Annotated in this window: 28 protein-coding genes; 19 read left to right on the forward strand and 9 right to left on the reverse strand. The window is 66.8% G+C overall.

Going from position 1 to position 26,622, the window contains the following annotated elements; translation table 11 throughout:
• Positions 1-34: 34 nt before the first annotated feature.
• Positions 35-1,324: an aromatic ring-hydroxylating dioxygenase subunit alpha gene (locus CEY08_RS28535; protein ID WP_042793096.1), complete on the forward strand. Its 1,290-nt coding sequence runs from the start codon at positions 35-37 to the stop codon at positions 1,322-1,324.
• Between the two features lie 17 nt (positions 1,325-1,341).
• Positions 1,342-1,860 (forward strand): aromatic-ring-hydroxylating dioxygenase subunit beta, encoded by a 519-nt coding sequence (locus tag CEY08_RS28540; protein ID WP_042793095.1) that lies wholly within the window; start codon positions 1,342-1,344, stop codon positions 1,858-1,860.
• Between the two features lie 76 nt (positions 1,861-1,936).
• On the opposite strand, the gene CEY08_RS28545 is transcribed toward CEY08_RS28540, so the two are convergent.
• The 5 genes from CEY08_RS28545 to CEY08_RS28565 all read right to left on the reverse strand — a co-directional run bounded on the left by CEY08_RS28545 (position 1,937) and on the right by CEY08_RS28565 (position 6,356).
• Complete coding sequence (locus tag CEY08_RS28545; RefSeq protein WP_042793094.1) at positions 1,937-2,557, reverse strand: N-carbamoylsarcosine amidohydrolase; 621 nt, start codon at positions 2,555-2,557, stop codon at positions 1,937-1,939.
• Between the two features lie 31 nt (positions 2,558-2,588).
• Entirely contained in the window at positions 2,589-3,638 is a 1,050-nt protein-coding gene (locus tag CEY08_RS28550; protein WP_042793093.1) for a 2,5-dihydroxypyridine 5,6-dioxygenase NicX family protein, read from the reverse strand.
• A 31-nt stretch (positions 3,639-3,669) separates the two neighbouring features.
• Entirely contained in the window at positions 3,670-4,494 is an 825-nt protein-coding gene (locus CEY08_RS28555) for an alpha/beta fold hydrolase (RefSeq protein ID WP_063642674.1), read from the reverse strand.
• A 19-nt stretch (positions 4,495-4,513) separates the two neighbouring features.
• Positions 4,514-5,476: an amidohydrolase family protein gene (locus CEY08_RS28560; protein ID WP_076812703.1), complete on the reverse strand. Its 963-nt coding sequence runs from the start codon at positions 5,474-5,476 to the stop codon at positions 4,514-4,516.
• 247 nt (positions 5,477-5,723) lie between these two features.
• A complete protein-coding gene (locus CEY08_RS28565; RefSeq protein WP_076817608.1) occupies positions 5,724-6,356 on the reverse strand; it encodes a nucleotidyltransferase family protein in 633 nt (210 codons plus the stop codon).
• Positions 6,357-6,418: 62 nt separating this feature from the next.
• Between CEY08_RS28565 and CEY08_RS28570 the strand changes: the two genes are divergently transcribed.
• Entirely contained in the window at positions 6,419-7,408 is a 990-nt protein-coding gene (locus CEY08_RS28570) for an XdhC family protein (protein WP_063642673.1), read from the forward strand.
• A gap of 20 nt (positions 7,409-7,428) precedes the next feature.
• Here the strand turns inward: CEY08_RS28570 and CEY08_RS28575 are convergent, their stop codons facing one another.
• Complete coding sequence (locus CEY08_RS28575) at positions 7,429-7,896, reverse strand: MarR family winged helix-turn-helix transcriptional regulator (protein WP_223306531.1); 468 nt, start codon at positions 7,894-7,896, stop codon at positions 7,429-7,431.
• Positions 7,897-8,096: 200 nt separating this feature from the next.
• Positions 8,097-9,005: a LysR family transcriptional regulator gene (locus CEY08_RS28580; RefSeq protein WP_042793088.1), complete on the reverse strand. Its 909-nt coding sequence runs from the start codon at positions 9,003-9,005 to the stop codon at positions 8,097-8,099.
• A gap of 123 nt (positions 9,006-9,128) precedes the next feature.
• Here CEY08_RS28580 and CEY08_RS28585 point away from each other — a divergent pair, with 123 nt between their 5' ends.
• The 16 genes from CEY08_RS28585 (at position 9,129) to ccmI (ending at position 22,326) form a co-directional block, all read left to right on the forward strand.
• Positions 9,129-10,091 carry a 3-hydroxyacyl-CoA dehydrogenase family protein gene (locus CEY08_RS28585; RefSeq protein WP_076812700.1) on the forward strand — a complete coding sequence of 321 codons (963 nt, stop codon included), beginning with the start codon at positions 9,129-9,131 and terminating at the stop codon, positions 10,089-10,091.
• Complete coding sequence (locus CEY08_RS28590; RefSeq protein WP_042793086.1) at positions 10,088-10,942, forward strand: beta-keto acid cleavage family enzyme; 855 nt, start codon at positions 10,088-10,090, stop codon at positions 10,940-10,942. Before CEY08_RS28585 ends, CEY08_RS28590 begins: the two co-directional genes overlap by 4 nt.
• A gap of 218 nt (positions 10,943-11,160) precedes the next feature.
• Positions 11,161-11,319, forward strand: a complete 159-nt coding sequence (napE, locus tag CEY08_RS28595) for a periplasmic nitrate reductase, NapE protein (RefSeq protein ID WP_042793085.1) — start codon at positions 11,161-11,163, stop codon at positions 11,317-11,319.
• A 23-nt stretch (positions 11,320-11,342) separates the two neighbouring features.
• Positions 11,343-11,660, forward strand: coding sequence for a chaperone NapD (locus tag CEY08_RS28600; RefSeq protein ID WP_042793084.1), 318 nt, complete (start codon positions 11,343-11,345; stop codon positions 11,658-11,660).
• On the forward strand, positions 11,644-14,139 hold the full coding sequence (gene napA / locus CEY08_RS28605; RefSeq protein WP_076812697.1) for a periplasmic nitrate reductase subunit alpha: 2,496 nt from the start codon (positions 11,644-11,646) through the stop codon (positions 14,137-14,139). Before CEY08_RS28600 ends, napA begins: the two co-directional genes overlap by 17 nt.
• Before the next feature lie 20 nt (positions 14,140-14,159).
• Positions 14,160-14,636: a nitrate reductase cytochrome c-type subunit gene (locus CEY08_RS28610; protein WP_042793082.1), complete on the forward strand. Its 477-nt coding sequence runs from the start codon at positions 14,160-14,162 to the stop codon at positions 14,634-14,636.
• Between the two features lie 16 nt (positions 14,637-14,652).
• Positions 14,653-15,291 (forward strand): cytochrome c3 family protein, encoded by a 639-nt coding sequence (locus tag CEY08_RS28615; RefSeq protein WP_063642671.1) that lies wholly within the window; start codon positions 14,653-14,655, stop codon positions 15,289-15,291.
• Positions 15,278-15,952, forward strand: a complete 675-nt coding sequence (ccmA, locus tag CEY08_RS28620) for a heme ABC exporter ATP-binding protein CcmA (RefSeq protein ID WP_076812695.1) — start codon at positions 15,278-15,280, stop codon at positions 15,950-15,952. The genes CEY08_RS28615 and ccmA overlap by 14 nt, the downstream gene beginning before the upstream one ends.
• Positions 15,918-16,583: a heme exporter protein CcmB gene (ccmB, locus tag CEY08_RS28625; protein WP_076812693.1), complete on the forward strand. Its 666-nt coding sequence runs from the start codon at positions 15,918-15,920 to the stop codon at positions 16,581-16,583. Before ccmA ends, ccmB begins: the two co-directional genes overlap by 35 nt.
• A 7-nt stretch (positions 16,584-16,590) precedes the next feature.
• Positions 16,591-17,376, forward strand: a complete 786-nt coding sequence (ccmC, locus tag CEY08_RS28630; protein WP_076812690.1) for a heme ABC transporter permease CcmC — start codon at positions 16,591-16,593, stop codon at positions 17,374-17,376.
• Positions 17,373-17,543, forward strand: coding sequence for a heme exporter protein CcmD (gene ccmD / locus CEY08_RS28635; protein ID WP_042793077.1), 171 nt, complete (start codon positions 17,373-17,375; stop codon positions 17,541-17,543). Before ccmC ends, ccmD begins: the two co-directional genes overlap by 4 nt.
• Positions 17,540-17,995, forward strand: coding sequence for a cytochrome c maturation protein CcmE (gene ccmE, locus CEY08_RS28640; RefSeq protein WP_042793076.1), 456 nt, complete (start codon positions 17,540-17,542; stop codon positions 17,993-17,995). The genes ccmD and ccmE overlap by 4 nt, the downstream gene beginning before the upstream one ends.
• A complete protein-coding gene (locus CEY08_RS28645) occupies positions 17,992-20,001 on the forward strand; it encodes a heme lyase CcmF/NrfE family subunit (RefSeq protein WP_076812687.1) in 2,010 nt (669 codons plus the stop codon). The genes ccmE and CEY08_RS28645 overlap by 4 nt, the downstream gene beginning before the upstream one ends.
• Complete coding sequence (locus CEY08_RS28650; protein ID WP_042793074.1) at positions 20,001-20,522, forward strand: DsbE family thiol:disulfide interchange protein; 522 nt, start codon at positions 20,001-20,003, stop codon at positions 20,520-20,522. The genes CEY08_RS28645 and CEY08_RS28650 overlap by 1 nt, the downstream gene beginning before the upstream one ends.
• Positions 20,519-21,043 carry a cytochrome c-type biogenesis protein gene (locus tag CEY08_RS28655; RefSeq protein ID WP_084738525.1) on the forward strand — a complete coding sequence of 175 codons (525 nt, stop codon included), beginning with the start codon at positions 20,519-20,521 and terminating at the stop codon, positions 21,041-21,043. Before CEY08_RS28650 ends, CEY08_RS28655 begins: the two co-directional genes overlap by 4 nt.
• Entirely contained in the window at positions 21,040-22,326 is a 1,287-nt protein-coding gene (gene ccmI, locus CEY08_RS28660; RefSeq protein ID WP_076812684.1) for a c-type cytochrome biogenesis protein CcmI, read from the forward strand. Before CEY08_RS28655 ends, ccmI begins: the two co-directional genes overlap by 4 nt.
• Positions 22,327-22,334: 8 nt before the next feature.
• Here the strand turns inward: ccmI and CEY08_RS28665 are convergent, their stop codons facing one another.
• Together CEY08_RS28665 and nrfD are read right to left on the reverse strand one after the other, a co-directional pair.
• Positions 22,335-25,535, reverse strand: a complete 3,201-nt coding sequence (locus tag CEY08_RS28665) for a tetrathionate reductase subunit A (RefSeq protein WP_408609552.1) — start codon at positions 25,533-25,535, stop codon at positions 22,335-22,337.
• A 37-nt stretch (positions 25,536-25,572) separates the two neighbouring features.
• Entirely contained in the window at positions 25,573-26,607 is a 1,035-nt protein-coding gene (nrfD, locus tag CEY08_RS28670; protein ID WP_063960881.1) for an NrfD/PsrC family molybdoenzyme membrane anchor subunit, read from the reverse strand.
• Positions 26,608-26,622 lie beyond the last annotated feature (15 nt).

Raw genomic sequence — 26,622 nt, forward strand, 5'->3', positions numbered from 1 at the left:
CCAATTACCGCCCCCGCATCGACAGGAGCTTTTCATGTATCAATCGCAAACCGTCATCGGCCTCACGATGGCGTCCAAGGACACCGCCCTGGCCGACTGTGTCTGGCCCGAAGACGCGCTGCACTACATTCCGGACTGGGTCTACACCAGCCGCGCGGTGTACGACCAGGAAGTCGAGAAAATCTTCCACGGCAAAACCTGGAATTACGTGGCCCTGGAAGCCGAGCTGCCAAATCCCGGCGACTACAAGCGGTCCTACGTGGGGCCGACCCCGGTGGTGGTCTCGCGCGCCGAGGACGGTTCGGTCAACGTCTTCGAAAACCGCTGCGCCCACCGCGGCGCGGAGTTCTGCCGCAACAGCCAGGGCAATGCCAAGGAGTTCGTCTGCCCCTACCACCAGTGGTCCTATGACCTGAAGGGCAATCTGCAAGGCATTCCCTTCAAACGCGGCGTGAATCGCGAAGGCGGCATGCCCAAGGACTTCAAGAACGAAGAACACGGCCTGCGCAAGCTGCGCGTCACCACGCGCAACGGCGTCATCTTCGCGTCCTACAGCGACGAAGTCGAACCCATCGAGGAATACCTGACGCCCGAGATCCTGGCAGATTTCGATACCGTCTTCCCGGGCAAGAAGCTCAAGATCCACGGCTACTACCGCAATGAACTGCCGTGCAACTGGAAGATGTACCACGAGAATCTGAAGGATCCGTACCACGCCACGCTGCTGCACTCGTTCCTGGTGGTGTTCGGGCTGCTCGTAGCGGGCAACAAGTCCGCCATGCTGGTCGATCCGGTGCACGGGCGCCACGGCACCATGGCCTCGGCCAAGAGCGAAGACAAGTACGCCAACGTCAGCGAAGAAAACAAGAAGGAGATGCGCTCCTTCCACGACGGCCTGCACCTGCAGGACGACCGCTTCCTGGAGTTCGTCAAGGAATTCGATTCGCCGTGGTCGGTCACCATGCAAACCGTGTGGCCCAACCTCATCGTGCAGCGCGAAATGAACACGCTGGGCGTGCGCCAGATCGTGCCCAATGGCCCGGACAGCATGATCATGCAGTGGACCATGTTCGGCTACGAGGACGACACGCCCGAAATGGAACGTCACCGCCTGCGCCAGGGCAACCTGATGGGTCCGGCCGGATTCCTCGGCCTGGAAGACAACGAAGCGATGAAGTTCGTGCAGGAAGGCGTGCGCCGCGCCAGCACCGACGTCAATGTGCTGAAGCTGGAATCCGGCAAGCAAGGCACTTCCAACACGCTGATTTCGGAAGCCGCCATCCGCTCCATGTACAGCTACTACCGCGGCGTGATGGGCTTTTGAGGCAGGAACCGAGAAACATGAGAACCCGATTCGAATTTTCCCCCCGCAAGATCGATCCCGCCCGCGCCATTGCCCTGCGCCAGGAGATCGAGGAGTTCCACGCCGACTACTGCGCCACCCTGGACGCAGGTCAGGTCGAGGCCTGGCCGGACTTCTTTACCGAAGACGGCCTGTACCGCGTCACCGCGCGCGAGAACGCCGAACTGGGCCTGCCGGTGGGTCTGGTCTATTCCGAAGGCCGGGCCATGATGCATGACCGCGCCGTGGCCATCTCGCGCACTCAGATGTTCGCGCCGCGCTACATGCTGCACCTGGTCAGCAATACCCGCGTCATCAGCGAATCCGCCAATGGCGAGATCGAATCCCAGGCTGCGTTCATGCTCATGCAGACGCTGGTGGAAGGCCCCACCACACTGCATCTGGCCGGCACCTACTATGACCGCTACCTGCGGCAGGATGGCGTGCTCAAGCTGAAGGAGCGCCAGGTGGTGTATGACACCACCATCCTCGCCAACGACCTGGTCTATCCAGTCTAGAAGTAGAAACGCCAGTAAAAATGGGGTTGCGCCTCGCGGTGCAACCCCTTTTTTCGTGGCGGCGCCAGGCGCCGCTTCAGGCCTGCGTGGCGCGCAAGGCTTCGTCCCGCGTCAGCACGGTGGCGTACTTCTGCTGCATATCGAATAGATTGGCCTCATGCGGGCCAATGGCGCGGTCGCCCACGCAGTCCGACACCACCAGGGGCCGGAACCCGTACTGCATGGCATCCACGACGCTGGCGCGCACGCAACCGCTGGTGACCGCCCCCGCAACCAGCAGCGTCTGCACCCCGCGCTGCGCCAGCCAGGCCGCCAGGCTGGTGCCGAAGAACGCCGAGGGCACGGTCTTGCGCACGACCAGTTCGCCTGCCGCGGGCGCGAGTTGCGGCACGATGGCGCTGTTGTGGTCCGCTTCCTTCAAGGTCAACATGCCCGGGACCTTGAGCGTGAAGATGTTGTGGTCCGCGTCGTCGTCGGCGAACACGATGCGGCTGTGCGCCACCGGCCAGCCTTGCTTGCGCGCATGCGCCAGCAATCCGATCGTCTGCTCGATGGCCTGCGGGATGTTGCCGCCGCCGAACACCGCCGGGTCCGCGAAGCCGTTGACCAGGTCCACGATCAGCAGGCCGTAGGGAGCCTTGGGCGCCATGGACGCGCCGAAGCCCTGACGTTCATAGGCCGAGATATCGTCATTCATGTGTGGAATTCCTTGAGCGATGATTGCTTGCCTAGGCCTGGGAGCCGGCGCCGTCCAGCACCTTGCCCTGGCGCACCACGTCCTCTCCGTCCAGCCGCACGGTGCAGCCGCGCAACGGGATGTCGATATGGCAGGTCGTGGTGCGGTTGCCGCCGGCCTCATTGTTGGGGCCCAGCGAAAACAGGAAGTTGCCCTCGTAGGCCCGCGCGTCCATTCCTATGGTGGCTTCGCGGTCGTACAGGCCCAGCGTGGTCCAGTGCGCGCGCGGCTGCAGCCCCCACCCGATGTGGGAGATCGCGTAGGCTTCCGGATCCCTGAACGAGGCCACGTACTCCCGCAGCAGCTCGGCATCGACGCCGCCGTCGATGCGCGTGGCGTAGCCATTCTCTACCGTCAGCTCAATCGCCGAGCGCACATAGAGCTTCTGCGGCAGCAGGATATCGCCCACGTCGATCACGATCTTGCCATTGGCGCCGCCTTCGTTCGGCCAGGTCAGCACAAAGCCGCTGGGCCAGTGATCCCAGCGCCCCGGTTCATCGACAAAGCCATATTCGCTGATGGCGGGAAACTCGCCCAGCGGGCAGCGCAGATCCGTGCCCGCTTCCGACACCACGCTCATCTCACGCGCCGTGCCGATACGAGCGGCCGCGGCCTTGACCCGCTGGCGATCGGCCTCGGTCGGCACCAATCGCGCCAGCACCTCGGGCGGCTCCACCGCCAGCAGGATCTTGGTTCCCGTGGCCAGGATTTCGTGCTGTTCCGGCGAGAACAGCAACGTCATCAGGTCCAGCACCAGATCGCTTTCCTTCAGCGCCGCGATGGCGGCCTTGTTCCCGGTGAGCGGAGTGGTGCCCAGATAGGCCAGCGAATCCCGGCTGAGCGCGCGTTCGCCGTTGACGGGCGGCAGGTCCAGGCGGTTCACGACGGCGCCCATGGATTGCGTCGCGATCAGCGCCGTGGCCAGAGTTTGTGGGTGGGTCGCCGCGCTGGTCAGCACCGTAACGGTCTGCCCCGCCTGCAGCTTGGACAGGGTCAGCACCTGTTGCCAGGCCTTCACCATTTCGTAGTCGCTTATAGGCATGATGTCCTCCTTGCTTGACAGCCCGCGCGCGTCATGCGCGCACCAGGGGCGCGCCCAGGAAATCGCCGAAGGCCGCGTAGAAGCCTTCCTCGTTGTCCCATGGAATCATGTGGCCGGCGGCAGGCACCCGATGATGCCGCGTGCCGGGCGCCAATTGCTGGATCTCGCTCACGTCCGCATCCAGCACCACGTCGCCCCGTTCCGCGGTGATCAACAGAATCGGCACCTCCAGACGCGGCAGGTCGGCATGGATGTCGTCGCTCTGGAATGCCTCGAAGCTCTGGATGATGGCGCGTTCATCGCAGGTATGCAGCCATTCGGCGCGCAACTGGCGCTGCTCTTGCGTCCAGGTCGGGCAGAACGCGCGCATGGCTTCGGCGTCCATGCCCTGCCGCGCCTGTGCCATGGAATCGACATACCACGGCAGTTTGGCGGGATACGGCCGGCGGTCCGGGCCCGATACGGGAGGGTCCACCAGGACCAGCCGGCTCAAGCCTGCGGGCTTGCCCCTGCCGGCCCGCACGCCGATGCGCCCGCCCATGGAATGGCCCACCACGCTATAGCGCGCCAGGCCCAGCGCTTCGGCGAAGGCCAGCACGTCGGCGGCTTGCGCGTCCAGGCTGTAGTCCAGCGCCGCGCCCGCTTCCGACAGGCCGCGGCCGCGCACGTCCAGGATATAGGTATCGAAAGACGCGCCGAAACGCTCTCCAACGAAACCCCAGGTAACCGCCGGGCTGGTGATGCCGGGCACGATGATGACCGGATCGCGCCCGGCCCCGCGCTCTCCGCCGTAGCGCAGGTAATGCTGGCGTATGCCGTTGGCGTGCACGTTGCCGCCGTACAGGAAGGTGCTCATGTCGGTCTCCCGGTCTGGCTCAGAGTTTGAACAGGCGCCGCGCGTTGCCGTGGCAGATCAGTTCGCGGGTGGCTTCGTCCATCGGCGTCTGCTCGATGAATTCGACGGCGAGCGCTGTCGACTCGTAGGGATAGTCCACCGAGAACATCACCGCCTCGCGGCCCATCTCGGCGATGGCCGCCATCAGCGACGGAGGCGAACAGACGCCGGAGGTCGTGATGACGATGTTGCTGCCCAGGTATTCGGACGGCGCGCGCGCCAGCTTGATGCCGTGCGAGTACACCGCGAAGCGGCTGTCGAAGCGCCAGCGCAGAAAGGGCAGCCCCTCGCCCATGTGGCCCAGGATCAGCTTGACGCCGGGATAGCGGTCGAACACGCCGCCAAACAGCAGCCGCAGCGCGTGGGTGGCGGTTTCGACGCCCCAGCCCCAGCAGGCGCCCACCAGCTCGGGATGGTCCGTATAGGCTTGGGGGATGACGTAGGGATCCGACGGGTGCAGATAGACGGGTACGTCCAGCTCCTGCACTTTCTCCCAGAACGGGTCGTAGGCGCGCCCGTCGTAATACACGCCGTTGGTGTGGCCGTTGATCAGCGCGCCCTTGAAGCCCAGTTGCTTGACGCAGCGTTCCAGCTCGGCGGCTGCAACCCGCGGATCGTGCATGGGCACGGTGGCAAAGGCGCCATAACGCGTGGGATGGCGCGCCACCTGCTCGACCAGGAAATCGTTATTCTCCTTGGCGCGGCGCAACGCCACGGCGGCGTCGGCCTCCGCCTGCACGCCCGGCCCCGTCTGCGACAGGATGACGTAGTCGATGCCGCCGCGATCCATTTCGCCCAGCCGGACCTCGTCGAAGTCCACCAGGCGGGCGGCCAGGTCGGCCAGCACGGTCGGATCGATGTGCTGCGCAAAGCTCTTCGAATAGTCCTTGAACCCGACCGCGGTGTAGTGCTCCTCGAACGCGATCTTGCGTATTTTGCTCATTCCCCTACTCCCAGTTTGATGGCTGGACCCTGTCCTGCCACGGCGCGTCAGCATTGTTTATCAGTACACTGACTATTACATCGGAACAACCGGAACCTCGCGCAGCCGATTTCCCATAGGGAACCGCCTGCCACGGCTTCCGAATTTACGTCAGTATACTGACTTTATAATCAGCGTACTGACAAATTAGGGAAATCCCGGAGCCAAAAAAAAAAGCCGCCGAGGCGGCGTTTCCTGCGAACGGCGTTCAGCCGGCTCCGTCCAGATCGGCTGGCGTGTCGACATCGCGCAACACGCCCGGATCGTCCACTTCGACCAGACACAGCCCGGGCTGCTTGAGCAGCCGGCGGGCGCCTTCGTCGGCGCTCAGAATCGCCAGTTGCGGCAACAGCTCCGCGCCAAACCCTACCGGATGGCCGCGCTGCCCCTGATACGATGGCGCCGCCATCGGCGCGTGGCGCAGCGCGTCCAGCACGCGCTCCTGGGTGGCAGGCCGGATCCAGGGCATGTCGGCCAGCGCCACCAGCACGGATTGGGGTGCGTGGGGAAAGGCCTGTATGTATTGCGCGGCCGCGGCCAGGCTTGCTCCCATGCCCTCGCCCGCCCGATCGGTCTCCAGCACGTCGCAGTCCTCCGCCCGCAATAGGCCGGCCAGGACGGAACTGCCCGGACGCACCACCGCAATGGCCATGTCCACCGCCGCGCGCAACGCTCGCGCGCTGGCTACGGCCACACACACTCCCTGCGACAATGGAGCCAGCAGCTTGTCGGCGCCAGGCCGATGCAGGGCATAACGCGAACCTTGCCCGGCCGCCAGCAGGATGCCGACGCGCCGGGGGGCGCTCGCCGGGTAGGGATAGACACTAGAGACATTCGCCATGATGATCAGTATAGTGAATATAAGCCGTGGCAGCGCCACGGGCATTCCCCTGTGAGAAGCCGATGAACGCTCTGGATCTGGACGTATTGCAACATGCCCGGGACTGGGTTGCCGCGGGCAGCCGCGTGCACTTGGTAACCGTGGTGCAGACCTGGGGTTCCGCCCCGCGCCAGGCGGGCGCCATGCTCGCCCTGCGCGACGACGGCCGCATGGTGGGCTCGGTTTCGGGCGGCTGCATCGAAGACGACCTGATAGGGCGCGCCCGCGACGGAACGCTCGAAGACGCTCCCGCGCGCCTGACCTATGGCGTGACCCGCGACGAAGCCGCTCGCTTCGGCCTGCCTTGCGGCGGCACACTGCGCCTGATCAGCGAGCCGCTGCGCGACACGCAATGGCTGGACATCGTGCTGGCGGCCATCCGTGGCCATCGCCTGGTCCAGCGCACGGTGGACCTGCAGGACGGCAGCAGTTCGGTGTCTCCCGCCGGTCCGGCCGATGGCCCGGATTTCGACGGGCGCATCTTCCGCAGCGTCTACGGCCCCCGCTGGCGGCTGCTGATCATCGGCGCCAACCAGACTGCGCAGGTGTTGGCCAACGTGGCCGCCACGCTGGATTTCCACGTCACGGTATGCGACCCGCGCGTAGAGTTCTTCGGCGACTGGAACCTGTCCCAGACGACCTTGCTTACCTGCATGCCCGATGACGCCGTGCTGGAGATCGGCACGGACGAACGCACCGCCATCGTCGCGGTGACGCATGACCCCAAGCTCGACGACATGGCCTTGCTGGAGGCGTTGAAATCCCCGGCGTTCTACGTGGGTGCGCTGGGTTCGCGCGCGAACCAGCAAAAGCGCCGCGAACGGCTGCGGCTGTTCGACCTCGATGAAAACCAGATCGGCCGGCTGCATGGCCCGGTGGGCCTGCGCATCGCCAGCAAGACACCCGCCGAGATCGCGGTGGCGATCGCCGCCGAACTGATCTGGGTACGCAATACGCTGGGAGACGGCGAGGCCGCCCGCAGCGCGCCGCAGGCGAACGCGCTGCAAGGCTGAGGCCGCTGCCGGCCCCTGCCCTACATGGGCTTGAGCGTGGTGCGGCTGTACTGGTTGTTGGCTTCCACCAGGGTGGACAGCAGCTTCATGAAGATTTCCTGATTGCGCGTGGACAGGGGCTCCAGCAGGCGCTGCTGGGCCCGGGCCATGCCCTCCTGCAGGAGGCCCATGATACGCAGCCCTTCCTGGGTGATGACGGCCTGGCGCGAACGCTTGTCGTTAGGATTGATGCGGCGTTCCACCAGCCCCCGTTCCTGCAGGCGCTTGACCACATCGGCGGTGGTCGTGCGGTCCAGCCCCAGTTCCATGCCGATGGCGGTCTGGTCCAGCCAGGGACTGAGCGACAGCGCGGTCAGCACGCCATATTGCACCGGCGTCACGTTCTGCGTCTTGCATTCTTCGTAGAACATGGCGTAGTGGATCTGGTTCAGGCGCCGCACCAGATAGCCGGGACGCGACCACAGCACCTGCTTGGCCGGATCGAAAATCTTGGTGTCTGTCTTCTGAGTTGCGACGCGCTTCAAGGACGTCGTCTTTTTCTGTACATCCGGCACGTTGAGGCAGCTCCAATTTAGTTAGTGCACTGAGGATAATACCACCGGCCGTGTCCTGTCGAGCGGCGCGCGACGGACGATTGCGTGAAATCAAACGCTCCTGCGCGTAGCCCCGGATTCAGGGTTCACGGACCTTAGCGCGCCTGCTCCGCCAGATACTCCTTCAAGGTCTGCACCAATGCCGCCGCAGCGGGCGACAGACTGCGGTTTCGCGCCGTCACCAGCCCGATGGAACGTTCCGCCACCGGGCCGATCAGCGGGCGTTGGACGATGCCATTTTGCGCCACTGCGCCGGCCGCGATCTCCGGCAGCGCGGCCACGCCGAAGCCGCATTCGACCATGGCGACGATGGTGGTCAGGTGTTCGGCCTCGAACGCCGGCGTGAAGCGGATCCGGTTCTGCAGAAAGGCCCATTCCGTGTACTGGCGCACGCTGCTGGGCTGCACCATGGACACGTGCGCGGCGTCCGCCGTATCGGCCCAGCGCAACGGTCCGCGGGCGCGCGCCAGCGGATGGGCTTCCGGGATCAGCAGCAGAAAGCTGTCGGACATCAGCGGCACATAGTGCAGGTCGGCGTGCTGCGGATCGGCAGCGGTCAGGGCGAAATCGACCTCGCCCGCGCGTACCAGATCGAAGGCCGGCCCCGACAAGGTGTCGCGCACTTTCAAGGCGACCAGCGGATGCGCCTGCCGGTAGGCCATGAGCACGCGCGGCAGCAGCCGCGCAGCCACCGAAGGCAAGGCGGCCACGGAGACCTGGCCCTGCTCCGCGTTGACGATGCCGCTGACCGCGGCGATCGCATCGCGAAAAGCGACCTGCAAGGCAGCGGCCTGTTGCATGAAGACTTCGCCGGCGGCGGTCAGCCGCACCGTGCGGGTGGTACGGTCGAACAAGCGCACCCCGAGCGCGTCCTCGATGCGCTGGATCTGCGTGGACAGGGCCGATTGAGACAAATGCAGTTGCGCGGCCGCCTGGCGGAAGTTGAGCGTGCGGCCCAGCACCAGCGTGGTGTCGATGTCGCGCATGGAAAGATTGATCTGCATGCCGGAAGCGGAGCTCTCTATTGATCTGAATTCAAGATCATTCTATCCAAAAAATCTGATTCATCAATCAAACCGCCTTCTCTACACTCGCCCCCAGCGTAGTTTCAGATATAGGAGCAAACCATGCAGACGGACGCGATCGCGCTGCCCAATCCGGGCGCGGCGCATGCGGTGGTGGTGGGCGGCGGCACCATGGGAGCCGACGTGGCCGTGGTGCTGACCCGCGCAGCCTGCCGGACGACGGTGATCGAATCGAACCCGCAACGCGCGGCGGGCCTGCCTGCCCGGGTGGCGGAAAACCTCAGGACCATAGGCAGGGAGGCCAACGCGGCGCTGCTGTCCACGGCAGCCGGACTGGACGAGGTCGATTGGTCCAGCGTGGACCTGGTGATCGAGTGCATACCCGAACGCCTGGACATCAAGCAAACACTGTTCGCCGACCTGGCGCGGCGCGCCCGGCCGGACGCGATCCTGGCCAGCAACAGTTCCAGCTTCCCGATCAGCGCCATCAGCCAGGGCCTGGATACCCGGGGCCGCATGCTGGGCCTGCACTTCTTCATGCCGGCGCATCTGGTGCCGCTGGTGGAAGTCGTGCTGGGCGAAGCCAGCGATAACGCCTGCGCGGACACTCTGATCGACTTTATGCGGCGCTGCGGCAGCGTGCCGGTAAAGGTGCGGCAGGACCTGCCGGGCTTTCTTGCCAACCGCCTGCAACATGCGCTATCGCGCGAGGCCTTCGACCTGATCGACCGCGGCATTGCCTCGCCCGAAGACGTGGACGCAGCCGTGCGCTTCGGCTTCGGCTTCCGCTTCCTGGCGGCCGGCCCGGTCATGCAGCGCGACCATGCCGGCATAGACGTGCATGCCGCGGCGGGCGCCACCATGTACCCCACGTTCTGCAACGCCAGCGAGCCCGCGCGATGCCTGACCGAACGCGCCCAGGACGGCCGCCACGGCATGAAGACAGGCCAGGGCTTCTACACCTGGACGCCCGAGACCATCGCCGCCGAGCGCGCGCGCTACGACCGGTTGCTGCGCGCGGGCCTGGACCTGATCGCCCCCGAACTGCCGGAGATCAAGCCATGAACGGCACCTTCCCGCCCCGCGCCGCGCTCGCCGACTCGCCCGTCATCATCACGGTGGCGCCCAACGGCGCCTATAAGCAGGCGGCCGACCATCCGGCCGTGCCGCTCACGGCCGCGGCCCTGGCAAGCGAAGCCCGCGCCTGCCTGGACGCCGGCGCAGCCATGATGCATATGCACGTGCGCAAGCCCGACGGCAGCCACCTGCTGGACGCCCAGGCCTACCGCGATGCCCTGGCCGCCGTGCGCGGCGCCGTGGGCGACGAGTTGCTGGTGCAAGTGACCAGCGAAGCCGCCGGCGTGTACAAGGCGGCCGAGCAGATCGCCTTGGTGCGCGAACTGCAACCCGAGGCGGTGTCCATCGGCCTGCGCGAGATCGCCGTGCCGGACATCCCGGAAGCCGAACTGGCCGCCTTCCTGGCCTGGATCGCCGAACGCCGCATCATGACGCAGATCATTTTGTACGACGAGGGCGACGTGCGCCGCTGGCTGTCGCTACGCGCGCGCGGCCTGGTGCCGCCAGGCGCATGGTCGGTGCTGTTCGTGCTTGGCCGTTACAGTGCGGGCCAGACCTCCTCGGCTTATGATCTGCTGCCTTTCCTGGCCGCGTATGACCAGTCGCTGCCCTGGGCCGTCTGCGCTTTCGGCCCCGAGGAAAATGCCTGCGTCACCACGGCCGCGGCATTTGGCGGCCACATGCGCGTGGGCTTCGAGAACAATCTGAAGCTGCGCGACGGCAGCACCGCGCCGGGCAATTCGGCCCTGGTGCTGCAGGCCGCGCAAGGCGCCCAAGCCCTGGGCCGGCCGCTGGCCACCGCCGCCGATGCGCGCCGCATCTATGGGGCGATAGGCTAGCGTCCCGTTGCCGCAAAGCGTTTCGGCCGGCCGGCGGAGCATGCATCCGCCGGCCGTTTTTTCTTGGCCGTTCGGAGCCTTGCTATACAGCGCCAACCCACCTTCCGCGCGCATTGTTACGCCGTGGCGCAACATTGACGCCAATTACAGCCATCTGCTAAAAGCTTCGATATCCGCACGTTAAACGCAATGCCCCAACTGTCGTAGTGAGGTGCTGTGTGCAAAACGAGTCTGATGGCTACACCAAGCCTCAGGAACTGCGTAGTTTCCTGTTCCTGACGGCTGTCATGGCCCCCGTCCTTTCAGTCATCATTGTGGCGGGTTACGGTTTCCTCGTCTGGTTCTATCAGTTGTTCGCCGGCCCTCCCGGCAGCTGATGCAACGCGACGGAACCCCTCCCATGTCCGCGCTCCCCCATTCCTCGCCGCCTGCGGCGCCCCCAGAGCTGCATATCGCCAGCATGGTGGTGCACGCCGCGCCGCGCCGCTTGCCCGACGTCCGCCAGGCGATCCTTTCGATCTCGGGTGCGGAAATCCATGGCGCTTCCGACTCCGGGAAACTGGTGGTCACCCTGGAAGCGCCCTCCACCGACGACATGATGGCCCGGATCTCGGAGATCCAGCGCCTGGATGGCGTGCTCGCTTCGGCGCTGGTCTACCAGCACGCCGACTCGCTGGACGCGATGAACGAGGAGATTGACGATGGCAATGGCTCGTAGAGATTTCATCAAGCAATCCGCCGCGGCCGCGGCCGCCACCGTGGCCGGCATCCCCATCGTCGGTTATACGCAGAACATCGTCACCGAGTCCGAGGCCGCCAAGCTCAAATGGTCCAAGGCCCCCTGTAGGTTCTGCGGGACCGGCTGCGGCGTGAACGTTGCCGTAAAGGACAACCAGGTCGTGGCCACGCACGGCGACTTCAACGCCGAAGTCAACAAAGGCCTGAATTGCGTCAAGGGCTACTTCCTGTCCAAGATCATGTATGGCAACGACCGCCTGACCACGCCGCTGCTGCGCATGAAGGACGGCAAGTACGCCAAGGACGGCGAATTCGCGCCCGTATCCTGGGACCAGGCCTTCGACGTCATGGCCGAACAGTTCAAGCGGGTGCTGAAGGACAAGGGACCCGAAGCCGTGGGCATGTTCGGATCGGGCCAATGGACCGTCTGGGAAGGCTATGCCGCGCTCAAGCTCATGAAGGCGGGCTTTCGCAGCAACAACCTGGACCCCAACGCGCGCCACTGCATGGCCTCGGCCGCGGTGGGCTTCATGCGCACCTTCGGCGCCGACGAACCCATGGGTTGCTACGACGACATCGAGAACGCCGATGCCTTCGTGTTGTGGGGCTCCAACATGGCGGAGATGCACCCCATTCTGTGGACCCGTGTGACCGACCGGCGGCTGTCGGCGCCCAAGACCCGGGTGGTGGTGCTGTCCACCTTCGAGCACCGGTCTTACGAACTGGCCGACATCGCGCTGACTTTCACGCCGCAGACGGACCTGGCGATCCTGAACTACATCGCCAACCACATCATCCAGACCAAACGCGTGAACCGGGAGTTCGTGGACAAGCACACGACTTTCCGCGAAGGCAATGCCGACATCGGCTACGGATTGCGGCCGGACCATCCCTTGCAGAAGGCCGCCAAGAACGCGGGCGATGCCGGCGGCTCCAAGCCCATTACCTTCGACGATTTCGCCAAGTTCGTCTCCAAGTACGACCTGGACTACACCGCCAAGCTGAGCGGCCTGCCCAAGAAGCAGCTGGAAGAGCTGGCTGAACTTTATGCCGACCCGAAGGTGCGCGTCACCTCCTTCTGGACCATGGGCTTTAACCAGCACACCCGCGGCGTGTGGGCCAACAACATGGTCTACAACATCCACCTGCTGACGGGCAAGATCTCCACGCCGGGCAACAGTCCGTTCTCCCTGACCGGCCAGCCCTCCGCCTGTGGCACCGCGCGCGAAGTGGGCACGTTTTCGCATCGCCTGCCCGCCGACCTGGTGGTGACCAATCCGAAGCACCGCGCGCACGCGGAGGAAATCTGGCAGTTGCCCGACGGCACTATTCCCAGCAAGGTGGGCGCGCATGCGGTCCTGCAGAACCGCATGCTCAAGGACGGCAAGATCAACGCCTACTGGGTGATGGTCAACAACAACATGCAGGCCGCCGCCAACCTGATGAACGAAGGCCTGCCCGGCTACCGCAACCCCGACAACTTCATTGTGGTGTCGGATGCCTACCCCACCGTCACCACCATATCGGCCGACCTGATCCTGCCGGCGGCCATGTGGGTTGAAAAGGAAGGCGCCTACGGCAACGCCGAACGCCGTACCCAGTTCTGGCACCAGTTGGTCAATGCGCCCGGCGACGCCCGCTCCGATCTGTGGCAGCTCATGGAGTTTTCCAAGCGCTTCAAGGTGGAGGAAGTCTGGCCCGCCGACCTCCTGGCCAAGAAGCCCGAGTACCGCGACAAGACACTGTTCGATGTGCTGTTCGCCAATGGCAAGGTCAACCGCTATCCCAACACCGAGCGCGACAAGGACTACGCCAACCAGGAATCCGAGGCTTTCGGCTTCTATGCGCAGAAGGGGCTGTTCGAGGAATACGCCGAATTCGGACGCGGCCACGGCCACGACCTGGCGCCGTTCGACACCTACCATGAAGTGCGCGGCCTGCGCTGGCCGGTGGTCAAGGGCAAGGAAACCCTGTGGCGCTACCGCGAAGGCAGCGACCCCTACGTGAAGCCGGGCGCCGGTTTCGAGTTCTACGGCAACCCGGATGGGCGCGCGGTGATCTATGCCCTGCCCTATGAGCCGCCCGCGGAATCGCCGGACAAGGAATATCCGTTCTGGCTGTCGACCGGGCGCGTGCTGGAGCACTGGCACTCCGGCTCGATGACGCGACGGGTTCCGGAACTGTACCGGGCCTTTCCCAACGCAGTCTGTTTCATGCACCCCGACGACGCCCAGGAAATGGGCCTGCGGCGCGGCGTCGAGGTGGAGGTCGTGTCGCGGCGCGGCAAGATGCGCACGCGCCTGGAGACGCGCGGACGCGACAAGCCGCCGCGCGGCCTGGTCTTCGTGCCCTGGTTCGACGCCGGCCAACTGATCAACAAGGTCACGTTGGACGCCACCGATCCCATCTCGTTCCAGACCGACTTCAAGAAGTGCGCGGTCAAGATCGTCAAGGTCTGAACGGTGAACCGGAGACAGCCATGAACATACGCGCCTTGACTCTCGCGACATGCGTCCTCCTCGGTTCCGCCGCCTGGGCGGCGCCGCCGCTGGAGATCGAAGACCCCATGCGCGGCCCCACCCCGGTCGCGCAGGAGACGGATCCGCCGCTCATCAGCCCGGTGGAAAACAAGGACATCAGGCGGATGCGCACGTACTCCATGCAGCCGCCCACCATTCCGCACAAGATCGACGGATATCAGGTCGACAAGGACTTCAACCGCTGCCTCGCTTGCCACGCGCGCGTGAATACCGAGGAAACCCAGGCGCCGCCCCTGAGCGTGACCCATTACATGGACCGCGACAGCAACGTGCTGGCCGAAGTCTCTCCGCGCCGCTACTTCTGTGTGCAATGCCATGTGCCGCAGACGGAGGCCAAGCCGCTCGTGTCCAATACCTACCAGGACATCGACGTGATCCTCAAGCGCCTGACCGCCCCGGCGCCCGCCAAGAAGTAAGCGACCGGAGGCAGCCATGCTCGGACTCATCAAGCGCTACTGGAACATCATCCGACGGCCCAGCGTGCATTTCAGCCTGGGCTTCCTGACCGTCGGCGGATTCATCGGCGGCATCCTGTTCTGGGGCGCCTTCAACACGGCCATGGAACTCACCAACACCGAGAAGTTCTGCACCGGCTGCCACGAAATGCGCGACAACGTGTATGCCGAGCTCAAAGGCACCATCCACTTCACCAACCGTTCCGGCGTGCGGGCCCTGTGCTCGGACTGCCATGTGCCGCACAACTGGACAGACAAGATCGCGCGCAAGATGCAGGCATCCAAGGAAGTCTGGGGCAAGATCTTCGGCACCATCGACACGCGCGAGAAGTTCGTGGACAAGCGCCTGGAGCTGGCGCAGCACGAATGGGCCCGCTTCAAGGCCAACGACTCGCTCGAATGCCGCAACTGCCACAATTATGAGTACATGGACTTCACGCGCCAGAGCCCGCGCGCGCAGAACATGCACTCCACCTATCTGGCGGACAAGAGCAAGACCTGCATCGACTGCCACAAGGGCATAGCGCACAAGCTGCCCAACATGGGCCCGGGCCCGACTTCCATGGCGCCCCTGCCCACGGGCCCTGGCGCGGAAGTGGCGCATGCGGCCCGCTGACGCGCCGCCTCCCCTGCTTTGCGCGCGCGGCCTTACCAGCCGCCGCGGATACTCCGCGCCCGTGGATTTCGAGCTGTATGGCGGCCAGCTGCTGCATGTGCGCGGCGCCAACGGCAGCGGCAAGACCAGCCTTTTGCGGATGCTGGCGGGTCTGCTGCGTCCCCTGGCCGGCAGCGTGCTGTGGCGCGGCGACGATGCGCGCCGCGATCCCGCCGGCTACCGCGCCTGCATGGCCTACCTGGGACACGGCAACGGCTTGTGCGGCGAACTGAGCGCCTCCGAGAACCTGCGTTACGCCCTGCACGTCGCCGGCACGCCGCAGGCGGAAACTCGTTTATTGGACACCTTGCGCGCATGGCGCCTGGAATCCTGCGCCGACATGCCCGCCCTGCGCCTGTCCCAGGGACAGGGCCGGCGGCTGGCGCTGGCGGCGGTCGTGCTGGGCGCCAAGCCCCTGTGGCTACTGGATGAACCCGACGCCGGCCTGGACGCGGCCAGCCTGGAGCATCTGCGCCTGGCGCTGGAAGCCCACCTGGCGGCCGGCGGCGCGGCGGTGCTCGCCTCGCACCGCGAACCCTCTACCCAGGCGGCGCACACCCAAACCCTGAACATGGATGACTACGCGGATGCTGGCTACGCTGTCGCAGTTGGCATTGCGTGAAATCCGACTGGCCTGGAGACGGCCCGCGGACACCTTGGGCGCCACCCTGTTCTTCATCGTGGCCGGCACGCTGTTCCCGCTGGCGGTGGGCCCCGACCCTGCGCTGCTGCTGGCCATCGGGCCGGGCGTGCTGTGGGTCTGCGCCCTGTTGGGGATCCTGCTGACGCTGAACCGGCCTTTCGCGCAGGACTATGACAATGGCGCGCTGGAACAATTGCTGGTGTCGCCGCATCCGCTGCCTTTGCTGGTTGGGGCGAAGCTCGCTGCGCACTGGTTCAGCAGCTGCCTCCCGTTGATCCTGGCCAGCCCCGTGCTGGCCCTGCAATTCGGCCTGGCGCCGCAGGCCATCGGCATACTTGTGCTGTCACTGCTGCTGGGGACACCGACGCTGGCGCTGGTGGGCGGGCTGGGCGCCGCACTGACGCTGGGCCTGCGCGGCGGCGCGCTGCTACCGCTGCTGGTGCTGCCCTTGTATGTGCCTGTGCTGATCTTCGGCGCGGGCGCGGTATCCGCTACGCACGTGGGGATGGGTGCCGGCCCGCAATTGTCGCTGCTGGGCGCCTGCCTGTGCCTGGCCATCCTGTTGTGTCCCTGGAGCGCCTCGGCGGCGCTGCGCGTGGCGCTGGACTGAGGACGCCATGCACAAGCACCCTGCCCTGGACTCCTATCCCTCCGCCGCGCCGGGCGCGGGCTGGCTGCGGTACGCCTCGCCCGCCGCGTTCTACCCGCTGGCCGGCCGCATGATCCCATGGCTGGCGCTGGCCGCCGGGCTGTTCGCGGCCGCGGGCCTGTACGTAGGCCTGGCGGTCGCGCCCACCGATAGCCAACAGGGAGAGGTCTACCGCATCCTGTTCATCCACGTCGGCGCGGCGTGGATGTCGATGTTCCTGTACCTGGTCATGGCGCTGTACGCCGCACTGGGGCTGATCTTCAATACCCGCCTGTCGTTCATGATGATGCGGGCGCTGGCCCCCACTGGCGCGCTCTTCACATTCCTGACCCTGTGGACCGGAGCGCTGTGGGGCAAACCCACCTGGGGCGCCTGGTGGGTGTGGGACGCCAGGCTGACGTCCGAACTGATCCTGCTGTTCCTCTACCTCGGCTTCCTGGCCTTGCAGGCCGCGGCCGACGACGACACGCAGCGGGCCGACCGGGGCGGTGCCATCCTGGTGCTGGCGGGCGTGATCAACGTACCCATCATCTATTTCTCTGTGCGCTGGTGGAGCACCCTGCACCAGGGCGCTTCGATCAACCTCACCACCGCGCCCAGCATGGCGCGCATCATGGTTGCCGCCATGCTGTTGATGGTGGCGGCATTCTGGTGCTACAGCGCGGCGGCGGCGCTGGCGCGCGTGCGCGGCATCATCGCCGAACGCGAACCGGCCGCCCTGCGCGCGGGCCGGGCGCAGAGGGAGACGCCATGAGCTGGGAAGCCCTGTTTTCCCTGCAAGGCCACAGCCCCTATCTATTGGGCGCCTATGGCGTGACGCTGGTCCTGATCGGCCTGGAGGCCCTGGTGCTCTGGCGCCGCAGCCGCGCGCGGCGCGCGCCGCGGGATCCCGCCAGACGCGCGGACAGGACGGCGCCATGAGCCCGCGCAAACGCCGCGCGCTGGCCATCCTGGGCGGGCTGGGCCTGCTGGCCGCCGCCGCGGCGCTGGTGCTCAACGCCCTGCAGTCCAACCTGGTGTTCTTCTTCAGTCCCACGCAAGTGCTGGCCAAGGAAGCGCCCGCCAGCGGCAGTTTCCGCGTCGGCGGCCTGGTAGAACAAGGTTCGCTGCGCCGCGAGGCCGACGGCCTGACGTTGCGCTTCGTGGTGACGGACACGGCGCATACCGTGCCGGTGACATACCAGGGCCTGCTGCCCGACCTGTTCCGTGAAGGAAAAGGCGTGGTCGTGGCCGGCAAGCTGGGACCGGACGGCGTGTTCCGCGCAACCGAAGTGCTGGCCAAGCACGACGAAAACTACATGCCGCCCGAAGCCGCCGATGCGCTCAAGCGCGCGGGCGCGGAACCGAGCGCCATGCGCGCGGAGGCGCAATGATTCCTGAGATCGGCCTGTTCAGCCTGATCCTGGCGCTGCTGGTGGCGCTGGCGCAGGGCGTGTTGCCGCTGCTGGGCGCGGCCACCGGTTGGCAAGCGGGCCTGCGACTGGCGCGGCCCGCCGCGTACGGCCAGTTCGGCCTGACCACCGTGGCCATCGGCTGCCTGGCCTGGTCGTTCGTGGACAACGACTTCTCCGTGCTGTACGTGGCCGCCAACTCGCATGCCGACCTGCCGGCCGCCTACCGCTTCGCGGCGGTCTGGGGAGGCCATGAAGGGTCGCTGCTGCTGTGGCTGTACCTGTTGACTGCCTGGACCCTGGCCGTGGCGCTGTGCAGCCGCCGGCTGCCTCTCCCCTTCGTCGGCCGCGTGCTCGCGGTAATGGGCTGGATCAGCGTGGGCTTCCTGCTGTTCCTGCTGTTCCTGTCCAACCCCTTCGAACGCCTGATGCCGCCAGCCATGGCGGGCCGCGACCTCAACCCGCTGTTGCAGGACCCGGGCATGATCGTGCACCCGCCCATGCTGTACATGGGCTACGTCGGTTTCTCCGTGGCCTTCGCCTTCGCCATCGCGGCACTTCTGTCGGGCGAGCTCGACGCCATGTGGGCGCGCTGGGTGCGCCCCTGGACGCTGGCGGCCTGGACCTTCCTGACCGTCGGCATCCTGCTGGGAAGCGCCTGGGCGTACTACGTGCTGGGCTGGGGCGGCTGGTGGTTCTGGGACCCGGTGGAGAATGCGTCCTTCATGCCGTGGCTGGCGGGCACCGCGCTGATCCACTCCCTGATCGTGACCGAGCGCCGCGGCGCCTTCCGCAGCTGGACGGTGCTGCTGGCCATCTGCACTTTTTCGCTCAGCATCCTGGGAACCTTCCTGGTGCGATCGGGCGTGCTGACCTCCGTCCATGCCTTCGCGGTGGACCCGGGCCGCGGCCTGTACATACTGGGGTTCATGCTGGTGATCGTGGGCGGGTCGCTGGCCCTGTACGCCTGGCGCGCGCCCACGGTGGGACTGGGGGGAGGCTTTTCGCTGCTATCGCGTGAATCGCTGCTGCTGTCGAACAACGTGGTGCTGACCGTGGCGGCGGGTTCGGTCTTGCTGGGCACGCTTTATCCGGTGGTGCTGGACGTACTGGAGTGGGGCAAGATCTCCATCGGCCCGCCCTATTTCGAAGCTGTGTTTGTTCCGCTGATGACGCCCGCGATCTTCCTGATGGGCATCGGGCCGGTGGCGCGCTGGAAGCAGGCCGAACTGCCCGACCTGGGCCGCAGGCTGCGCATTGCCTTCGCGGTCAGCGTTGCGACAGCCGTGCTGCTGCCGCTGGCCATGCCGGGCCCCGCGCGCCTGGGCTCGCCCATGGTGATGCTGGGCTTGTGGCTGGCAGCCTGGTCGGTCGCCAGCGCCGCAGCGCATGCCTGGCAACGGCTGACGGATGGCGACGGCCAGTGGCTGCGCCGGCTGGGCCGCCAGCCGCGCTCCTGGTACGGCATGCTGCTGGCACACGCGGGCGTGGGCATCTTCATCGCCGGGGTCACGCTGGCCAATGGCTACGAGGTCAAGCAAGAGCTGAAGATCGAGATCGGCGCCACCCGTGAGGCGGGTGGCTACGCATTCACCTTCGCCAGCATCGGTCCGGCCACCGGCCCCAATTACAGCGCCCAGCGCGCCGTGTTCCCGGTGACCCGCGACGGCAAGCCCGTGGTCACGCTGTACCCGGAAAAGCGCCTTTATGCCGTGCAGGACATGGCGCTGAGCCAGGCGGACATCGACAGCGGCTTCACGCGCGACCTGTTCGTGGCGCTGGGCGACCCCGTGGGCGATAGCGCCTGGACGGTGCGCCTGCAGGTCAAGCCCTTCATGACCTGGATCTGGACGGGCTGCATCCTGATGGCGCTGGGCGGTCTACTGGCGGCCGGCGACAAGCGTTACCGCCGCGTCCAGGAGCCAGCCCGCGCGCCGCAACCGGCCATGCCCGGCGCCGCGCGCGCGGCCTCTCGGGAGGGCATCTGATGCTGCGCTATCTCGTGCCGCTGGCCGCGTTTCTGGCCATGGCCGTGTTCCTGGCGATGGGCCTGTCGCGCGATCCGCGCGCGGTTCCCTCGGCCATGATAGACAAGCCTGCCCCCGCCATCGGCCTGCCCGTGCTGCTGGCGCCCGGCAAGAAACTGGACGTGCAATCGTTGCGCGGCCAGGTCTGGCTGCTGAATGTTTGGGCGTCCTGGTGCGGCCCATGCAAAGATGAGCTGCCCGTGCTGCGTGAAGCCGCGCAGCGCCACGGCATCCCCCTGTATGGCTTGAACTACAAGGACAAGCCGGAGGAAGCGGAAGCCTGGCTTGCGCGTAACGGCAACCCCTACATCGCATCGGCCAGCGACCTCGACGGCCGCGTCGGCATCGAATATGGCGTGTACGGGGTGCCCGAAACCTTCGTCATCGACCGCGACGGCCGCATCCGCTACAAGCAACTGGGCCTGATCACGCCCGAGATCTGGCGCGACCGGATCCAACCCGCCATCGAGGCGCTGCAATGAGGCGCCTGCGCTCGCCGCTTGACGGCCTGCTACGGGCCGGGTTCCGCGGCCCGTTGCTGACATTGGCGGCGGCGTGGGTGCTGGCGCTGGCGCTCGCCCTGCCCGGCGGCGCCCGCGCCCAGGTACACGCGTCCGCCCCCCAAGCGCTACCGCCGGTCCTTGAACAGCGCGCCGACAAGTTGGCCCACGGATTGCGCTGCCTGGTGTGCCAGAACCAGACCCTGGCTGAATCCAACGCGCCGCTGGCCCAGGACATGCGCAAATTGATCCGCGACCAGTTGGCAGAGGGCCGCAGCGACGCGCAGATCATGCGCTTTTTCGAAGACCGCTACGGCGACTTCGTGCGCTACGACCCACCCTTCAAACCCATTACCTGGCTGCTGTGGCTGGGGCCGTTCGCGCTGCTGGCGCTAGGCTTCGTCATATTGGTGCGCACCTTGAAGCGCCGCGCCGGCGCCCGCGCGCCCCTGACTGCCGACGAACGCGAACGCGCGACGCGTTTCCTGGATACCGGCTCATGACCACTCTCTGGCTCATCGTGGTGTGCCTGTTGCTGGCGACCCTGCTCTGCCTGATTCCCCCCTTGCTGCGCCGCGCTCCCGCCGCTGAACCCGCATCCGAAGCCAATGTTCGCGCCTTCTATCTCGCGCAGCGCGAACATCTGCAACGCGATATGGGCAATGGCAGCCTCAGCGCCGCGGCGCGAGCTCGCGCCGAGGAAGAACTGCAGCGCGACCTGCTGCAGGACTTGGAACGGCGGCGCACCCGCAGCACGCCCTGGGCCGGGCAGCGCGCAGGCGTAGCGGCCGCCTGCCTGCTGACCGTGCTCATCCCCGTCGCGGCCGTGCTGCTGTATGGCCAGTTGGGCAATCCTCGCGCGGCGGCCGTCGCCGGCGCGGGCCAGCCCGCCGAACCGCATGCGTCCGAAACCGGCAATGACATGACGCTGGCCATTAACGCGCTGGCGCAGCGGCTGCGCGCGGCGCCCGATGACGCGGATGGCTGGTATATGTTGGCGCGTTCGTATGAAACCCTGGGACGCTACGCGGACGCGGTAGCGGCCTACCAACAGGTGCTGCGCCTCGTGCCCGGGCAACCGGCCGTGCTGGCCGATCTGGCCGACGCGCTGCTTTCGGCCAACCAGGGCAACCCCGACGACGCCTCCATCGCGGCGGTGGCGCAGGCGCTGGCCGCGCAGCCGGACCAGCCCAAGGCGCTGGCCTTGGCCGGCATGATGGCGCTGCGTCGCGGCGACGCAGCAGAGGCGCTGGCGCATTGGGAGCGCCTGCGCACGCAACTGCCGCCGGACTCGGAAGCGGCGCGCCAGATCCAGTCCAACATCGCGCAGGCGCGCGCCATGGCGGCCGCGCCCGCCGGAACTGCTGCGGCAACCACCGCCCAGGCTGCTGCCGAGACGCCCACCGCCCATACAGCGCCCCCGCCAGCCGCAGCCGCGGCTGCCGCGCGCCTGAGCGGACGCGCCCGCATCGCCGACGCGCTGCGCGACCGCGTCCAGCCCTCCGATACCGTGTTCATCCTGGCGCGTCCCGAACAGGGTTCGCGGATGCCGTTGGCCATCCTGCGCCTGCAAGTCTCAGACCTGCCGCGCGATTTCGTGCTGGACGACAGCAACGCCATGTCCCCCGACGCAACCTTGTCGCGGGCCGGCAAGGTGCTGGTGGAAATCCGCGTCAGCCGGTCCGGCACGGCCGCCGCCCGGCCGGGCGACCTGGGCGGCACGCTGCCGGCCGTCGGCATTCCTGCCGACGGGCTGGAGCTGGTGGCCGATACCGTCGTGCCGTAAGGGCGGAATCAGACCCGCTCGATCCGCGCGGGCAAGCCTTGGCGCACCGCCGCGCCGGAAACCCAATCGATCCAGACGTTGGCGTGTTCGCCGCGCGTGGCGTCGCCGAATCCCAGGTCGTTCAGGTTTACGCCCGCTGCCAGCCCCGGATCGTGCGGCATGGGCGTGCCATCCACGACGTGCGCGCGTGCGCCCAGTTCGGTGTGGCCGTAACCGTGCTCGATGCCCACTGCGCCAGGCTGAATGCCGTCGCGCAGCAACGCCAGGCCGGTAACCGCGCCGCCCGGCGTCACGATGCGCACGGCATCCCCGTTGCGGATGCCCAGGCGCTCGCCGTCCTGCCGGTTGATCGATACCGGATTGTGCGGGTGCACCTGGCGCAGGCGATTCACGCCGATGGACATCGAGCTCATCAGGTTGGACTTGAAGGAGCTGAGCAGGAAGGGCCAATCCTGCCGCGTGTATTGCGCCCGCATATCCCGGCCGTCCGCCAGTCGCGTCGGATACCAGGTCGGACAGCCGCTATAGCGTTCGCCCGTCATGGAATGGCGGAAACTCGCCAGCTCTTCGCTCCAGATGTGCAGCGGCTTGGCGTAGGCGGCGCGCGTCTGCCGCGCCCCGCCTTCGGCTACCCAGGCGTCCTCCATCTTGTCGAAGCGCCCGCCGCGGCTCATCAGCATGGCGACCTGACGCCATTCGCCCGGCTTGAGCTTCTGCTGCAACAGCGCGCTGTAGCGGTCCACCCCGGTCAGGGCCATGTCGTCGTCGCTGGCCTCGGGCACCGGTTTGCCCGCCGCAAAGGCGATATTGGCCATGCCGCGCAGGAAGAAATCCTCCGGCGTGTCCAACGCGTACTTGGCGCCGTCCTTGTCCGAGATGGCCCCAGCGCCAAAGCCCGGCATATCCAGCCGCTTGGCGCAGGCAATCAGGAAGGTCTCCAGGCAGACAGGTTCGTCCGTGGCGGTGCGCGCCACGCGCGGCTGCACGGCGGGCCAGCGCACGGTGGAGGCCTTGGCAATCACGTCCGCCCAGGGCGCCGACATGCCCCAGCTTTCGTACGTCACCGTGTCCGGCACGATGTAGTCGGCCAGCGCATTGGTTTCGTTGATGAACGGGTTGATCGACACCGACAGCGGCAACAGGCGCGGATCTTTCATCTTGTCGATGATGACGCTCTTCAGGCCGGCAATGCCGTAGATCGGGTTGCTCATGTGGTTGAACCACACCTTGGCGCGGTATGGATAGCCTGCCAGCGCGGACGCCAGCATTTCCGAGCTGAGCCCGCCGGTGGCCGGATACCACGGCGCAGCGGCCGGGTAGACGGGCTGTCCCGCGGCCTTCTTGCGCTTGAACTCGCTGGACTTTTCGTACGGAAAGCGGTTGCGCGACAAGCCCACGCCCTTGGGCGTGGCGCGGTTGGCGAAGCCGGCGATGTTGTAGCGCGGTCCCTGCCCGTAAGGCGGGAACGGGCCGGCATCCAGCACCAGGCCGCCTTCGACGTTGAGGTTGCCCACCAGCGTGTTCAACATGGCGATGGCGTAAGCAGTGTAGAACCCCGCGCCGCTCATCGTGCCGCCATGCGCGTCGGCCACGGCGCGCTTGCCATAGCTGGTGAAGCGCTCGGCCAGGGACGCGATCTTGGCGGCGGGCACGCCGCTCAGTTCCGCGTACTCGTCCAGCGTCTTGCGGCGCGCCTCCTCACGCAACAGCGACAGCGAACTGCGCACGCGCAGCGCCTCGGGCGCGCCGTCCATGCCCGGCGCGGCCACCGCGTCATCCACGAACAGCGCGGCGGGCGCCGCGGTGGTGTGCGGCGCCAGCGTGCCATCTTCCAGACGCACTACATACACGTCTTCCCACTTGTCGCCGGCATCTGCCGGACGCGGCCAACCCAGGTCCGAACCGCGCAGGAAACTGCCCAGGCGCGCATGGCCGGGCTCGGCCACCACCAGATGGGTCGCGTTGGTCCAGGCGGCCTCGCCCGCCGCCTTCATGGCGTTGGGGCCGGGTTGCGCCAGCGCGCGGGCGTCGTAGCGTTCGTTGTCCAGGATCCAGCGGATCAGCCCCATGGCCAGGCCCAAGTCGCCAGCCGGGTTGACGGCCACCCACTCGTTGCCCGATCCGGCCGACAGGCTGGACGAAGCCGGCAGCATGGGCGACACCACCACATAGGTAAAGCCGGTCTCTTCGGGCCGCACGCGGGCCTCGGCCAACTGCCGGGCCTGGCGCTGGAACGGGTTGCCGGCCTGCGCCGGCGCCGCCCCGATGAACAGGCCGAAGCGCGCATTGTCCCAATCGGGTTTGCCGTGGGGCATGCCCTTCAGGTCGCCCAGCGCGGCGCCCGCGCCCACGCGGAAACTCTGGCCGCAATAGGAGCCGTGGTTGCTGAAGTTGACCGTGCCAAAGGATTGGCCGGCAAAGCGCTGGATGAGCGGCGTACGCCCTTCGTTGGACGCGTCCGTGAAGAGAAACTGGTTGACCTTGGCGCCGTACTCGGGATTCTGCGGATCCAGCGGCGTCTCGCGGTCGAAGATGGCGCGCAGGCCGTCCACATGGCCTTCGCCGAACAGGTCGCCGCCTTCGCAGACTTCCTGCACCAGCTGTTCGAACGAGATGGTCTGCCACTTGCCCTCGCCGCGCTTGCCCACCCGCTTTAGCGGCTGCAACACGCGGAAGGGGCTGTGCATCTGCTCCAGCATAGCGGACCCGCGCGCGCACGAGGTGGCGCGCCCTTCCAGGCCATTGTCGCCGCCCAATTGTGCGTAGACGTCGCGCACCGGCGTGTCCATGGCGGCGGGCCGGGTCGTGGCCAGCGGATGGTAGGGGTTGCCCGCCACGCGCAGAATGCGGTTTTCCTTCGTGTCCACGCGCAGGCGCACGCCGCATTGGGTCCAGCAGCCCAGGCAACTGGAGGGGCTGACGACCTGGCCTGGCTGAGCGGTAAGCACCCCGCTCACGGGGTCGATGCGGAACTCCGGCGTCAGCGAGTTGCCGCGCACCGCATGCGCGGTGGGCACGCCGGCCGTGCCTTGGGCCAGGCCCTTGACCGCGCGCGCCACGGTTTCGCCGTAGCCCGCCGCGAAGGCCGCCATGCCGCCGGCGACCACGCCGCCGCGCACCATCAGTTTGCGCCGCGCCTCGTCGCGCGGCAGGTCCGGTGATCCGTCCGGCGGGGCGCCGCGCTTATCGTCTTCGTGTTGCTTTTCCATTGCTTTTATTCCATGTTCTTTGGTCTGTCGGCGGCGTTCAGGCCGCCAATCCCCGCGTGCGAGCCGGGAACCGCTCCAGGGCGTAGGTCACGGCGGCCATCAATGCCACGCACAAGCCCAGCACCCCGACCATGCCGAGCAGACCGTCGCTGCCCCAAGGCATGTCATACAGATAGAGGCCCGCGCCGTACTTGGGCACGCCCTGCACGCTCATGAAGACGACCCAACGAAAAATCCAGGCGGCCGCCAGCATGGTCAGCGCCAGTGCGCCCGAAGGCAGCGGCGCGGACAACGTGCGGGCAGGACGCTGCAACAACGCGATCATGCAAAAGCCCGTCGCGACGGCCCCCGCCAGGCTGACGCGCCAGATCGGGAATTCCGCGAACAGGCGCAGCGCGGCGTCAAACGAGGGATCCAGGCCCAGCATGCCCAACAGCGCCCACGCGCCGGCGCCGAGCACCATCATCACCACCGCGGTCACGCTGAGACTGCGCAACAATTCCACAGGCATGGCCTGCGTGCCGCCACGCAGCCAGCGGCCCACCAGGAACATGGCGCCAAGCGCGCCCAGCCAGGCGGTCAGCGCGAAGTTCACGGGCAGGAACACGGTGTGCCACAAGGGCCGCGAGCGCAGCACCATGACTTCGGCGCCGGTGTAGACCAGGATGGACAGCGCCGACACCGCCAGCGCCATTCCCAGCACACGCACCCAGCCGATGCGGCCCCACCACCAGGCGGCGCAGAACAGCAACGCCAGGGTCACGAACACCGGCAGCAGCAAAGCGCCCAACCACATCCACGACCAGGGTGTGAAATGCGCGTAGAAATGCCAGAAGCGGCCCGGCTGGTGCAGGTCCGCCAGCAAAGACACGGGCGCGGCAATGGCGCTGACCAGCAGCACCGTCACCGCCGCGGGCAACAGGCGGCGCGCGGGGGAACCCGCGCTGCCGAAGGCCGCGAAGGCGGCGGTCAGCGCGGTGGTGGCGCTGATGCCGATGAGGAAGAAATACTGCACGGCCCACGGCAGCCAGGCGGCATCGTAGACCGGCGTCAACAATTCAGAGATCTGCATGCTCATCCCCTTCGA

It is taken from the genome of Achromobacter insolitus, assembly GCF_002209555.1.
Lineage (GTDB): Bacteria > Pseudomonadota > Gammaproteobacteria > Burkholderiales > Burkholderiaceae_B > Achromobacter > Achromobacter insolitus.

Coding starts and splice junctions, on each gene's coding strand:
- CEY08_RS28560 (WP_076812703.1), bottom strand. CDS start 5,476: ATGAGCAAAATACGCAAGATCGCGTTCGAGGAGCACTACACCGCGGTC.
- CEY08_RS28580 (WP_042793088.1), bottom strand. CDS start 9,005: ATGCAGATCAATCTTTCCATGCGCGACATCGACACCACGCTGGTGCTG.
- CEY08_RS28535 (WP_042793096.1), top strand. CDS start 35: ATGTATCAATCGCAAACCGTCATCGGCCTCACGATGGCGTCCAAGGAC.
- CEY08_RS28565 (WP_076817608.1), bottom strand. CDS start 6,356: ATGGCGAATGTCTCTAGTGTCTATCCCTACCCGGCGAGCGCCCCCCGG.
- CEY08_RS28650 (WP_042793074.1), top strand. CDS start 20,001: ATGCTGCGCTATCTCGTGCCGCTGGCCGCGTTTCTGGCCATGGCCGTG.
- CEY08_RS28550 (WP_042793093.1), bottom strand. CDS start 3,638: ATGCCTATAAGCGACTACGAAATGGTGAAGGCCTGGCAACAGGTGCTG.
- CEY08_RS28540 (WP_042793095.1), top strand. CDS start 1,342: ATGAGAACCCGATTCGAATTTTCCCCCCGCAAGATCGATCCCGCCCGC.
- CEY08_RS28585 (WP_076812700.1), top strand. CDS start 9,129: ATGCAGACGGACGCGATCGCGCTGCCCAATCCGGGCGCGGCGCATGCG.
- ccmD (WP_042793077.1), top strand. CDS start 17,373: ATGAGCTGGGAAGCCCTGTTTTCCCTGCAAGGCCACAGCCCCTATCTA.
- CEY08_RS28655 (WP_084738525.1), top strand. CDS start 20,519: ATGAGGCGCCTGCGCTCGCCGCTTGACGGCCTGCTACGGGCCGGGTTC.
- CEY08_RS28615 (WP_063642671.1), top strand. CDS start 14,653: ATGCTCGGACTCATCAAGCGCTACTGGAACATCATCCGACGGCCCAGC.
- CEY08_RS28610 (WP_042793082.1), top strand. CDS start 14,160: ATGAACATACGCGCCTTGACTCTCGCGACATGCGTCCTCCTCGGTTCC.
- CEY08_RS28600 (WP_042793084.1), top strand. CDS start 11,343: ATGTCCGCGCTCCCCCATTCCTCGCCGCCTGCGGCGCCCCCAGAGCTG.
- napA (WP_076812697.1), top strand. CDS start 11,644: ATGGCAATGGCTCGTAGAGATTTCATCAAGCAATCCGCCGCGGCCGCG.
- CEY08_RS28645 (WP_076812687.1), top strand. CDS start 17,992: ATGATTCCTGAGATCGGCCTGTTCAGCCTGATCCTGGCGCTGCTGGTG.
- ccmI (WP_076812684.1), top strand. CDS start 21,040: ATGACCACTCTCTGGCTCATCGTGGTGTGCCTGTTGCTGGCGACCCTG.
- ccmA (WP_076812695.1), top strand. CDS start 15,278: ATGCGGCCCGCTGACGCGCCGCCTCCCCTGCTTTGCGCGCGCGGCCTT.
- CEY08_RS28590 (WP_042793086.1), top strand. CDS start 10,088: ATGAACGGCACCTTCCCGCCCCGCGCCGCGCTCGCCGACTCGCCCGTC.
- CEY08_RS28665 (WP_408609552.1), bottom strand. CDS start 25,535: ATGGAAAAGCAACACGAAGACGATAAGCGCGGCGCCCCGCCGGACGGA.
- ccmB (WP_076812693.1), top strand. CDS start 15,918: ATGCTGGCTACGCTGTCGCAGTTGGCATTGCGTGAAATCCGACTGGCC.
- nrfD (WP_063960881.1), bottom strand. CDS start 26,607: ATGCAGATCTCTGAATTGTTGACGCCGGTCTACGATGCCGCCTGGCTG.
- CEY08_RS28555 (WP_063642674.1), bottom strand. CDS start 4,494: ATGAGCACCTTCCTGTACGGCGGCAACGTGCACGCCAACGGCATACGC.
- CEY08_RS28570 (WP_063642673.1), top strand. CDS start 6,419: ATGAACGCTCTGGATCTGGACGTATTGCAACATGCCCGGGACTGGGTT.
- ccmE (WP_042793076.1), top strand. CDS start 17,540: ATGAGCCCGCGCAAACGCCGCGCGCTGGCCATCCTGGGCGGGCTGGGC.
- ccmC (WP_076812690.1), top strand. CDS start 16,591: ATGCACAAGCACCCTGCCCTGGACTCCTATCCCTCCGCCGCGCCGGGC.
- CEY08_RS28545 (WP_042793094.1), bottom strand. CDS start 2,557: ATGAATGACGATATCTCGGCCTATGAACGTCAGGGCTTCGGCGCGTCC.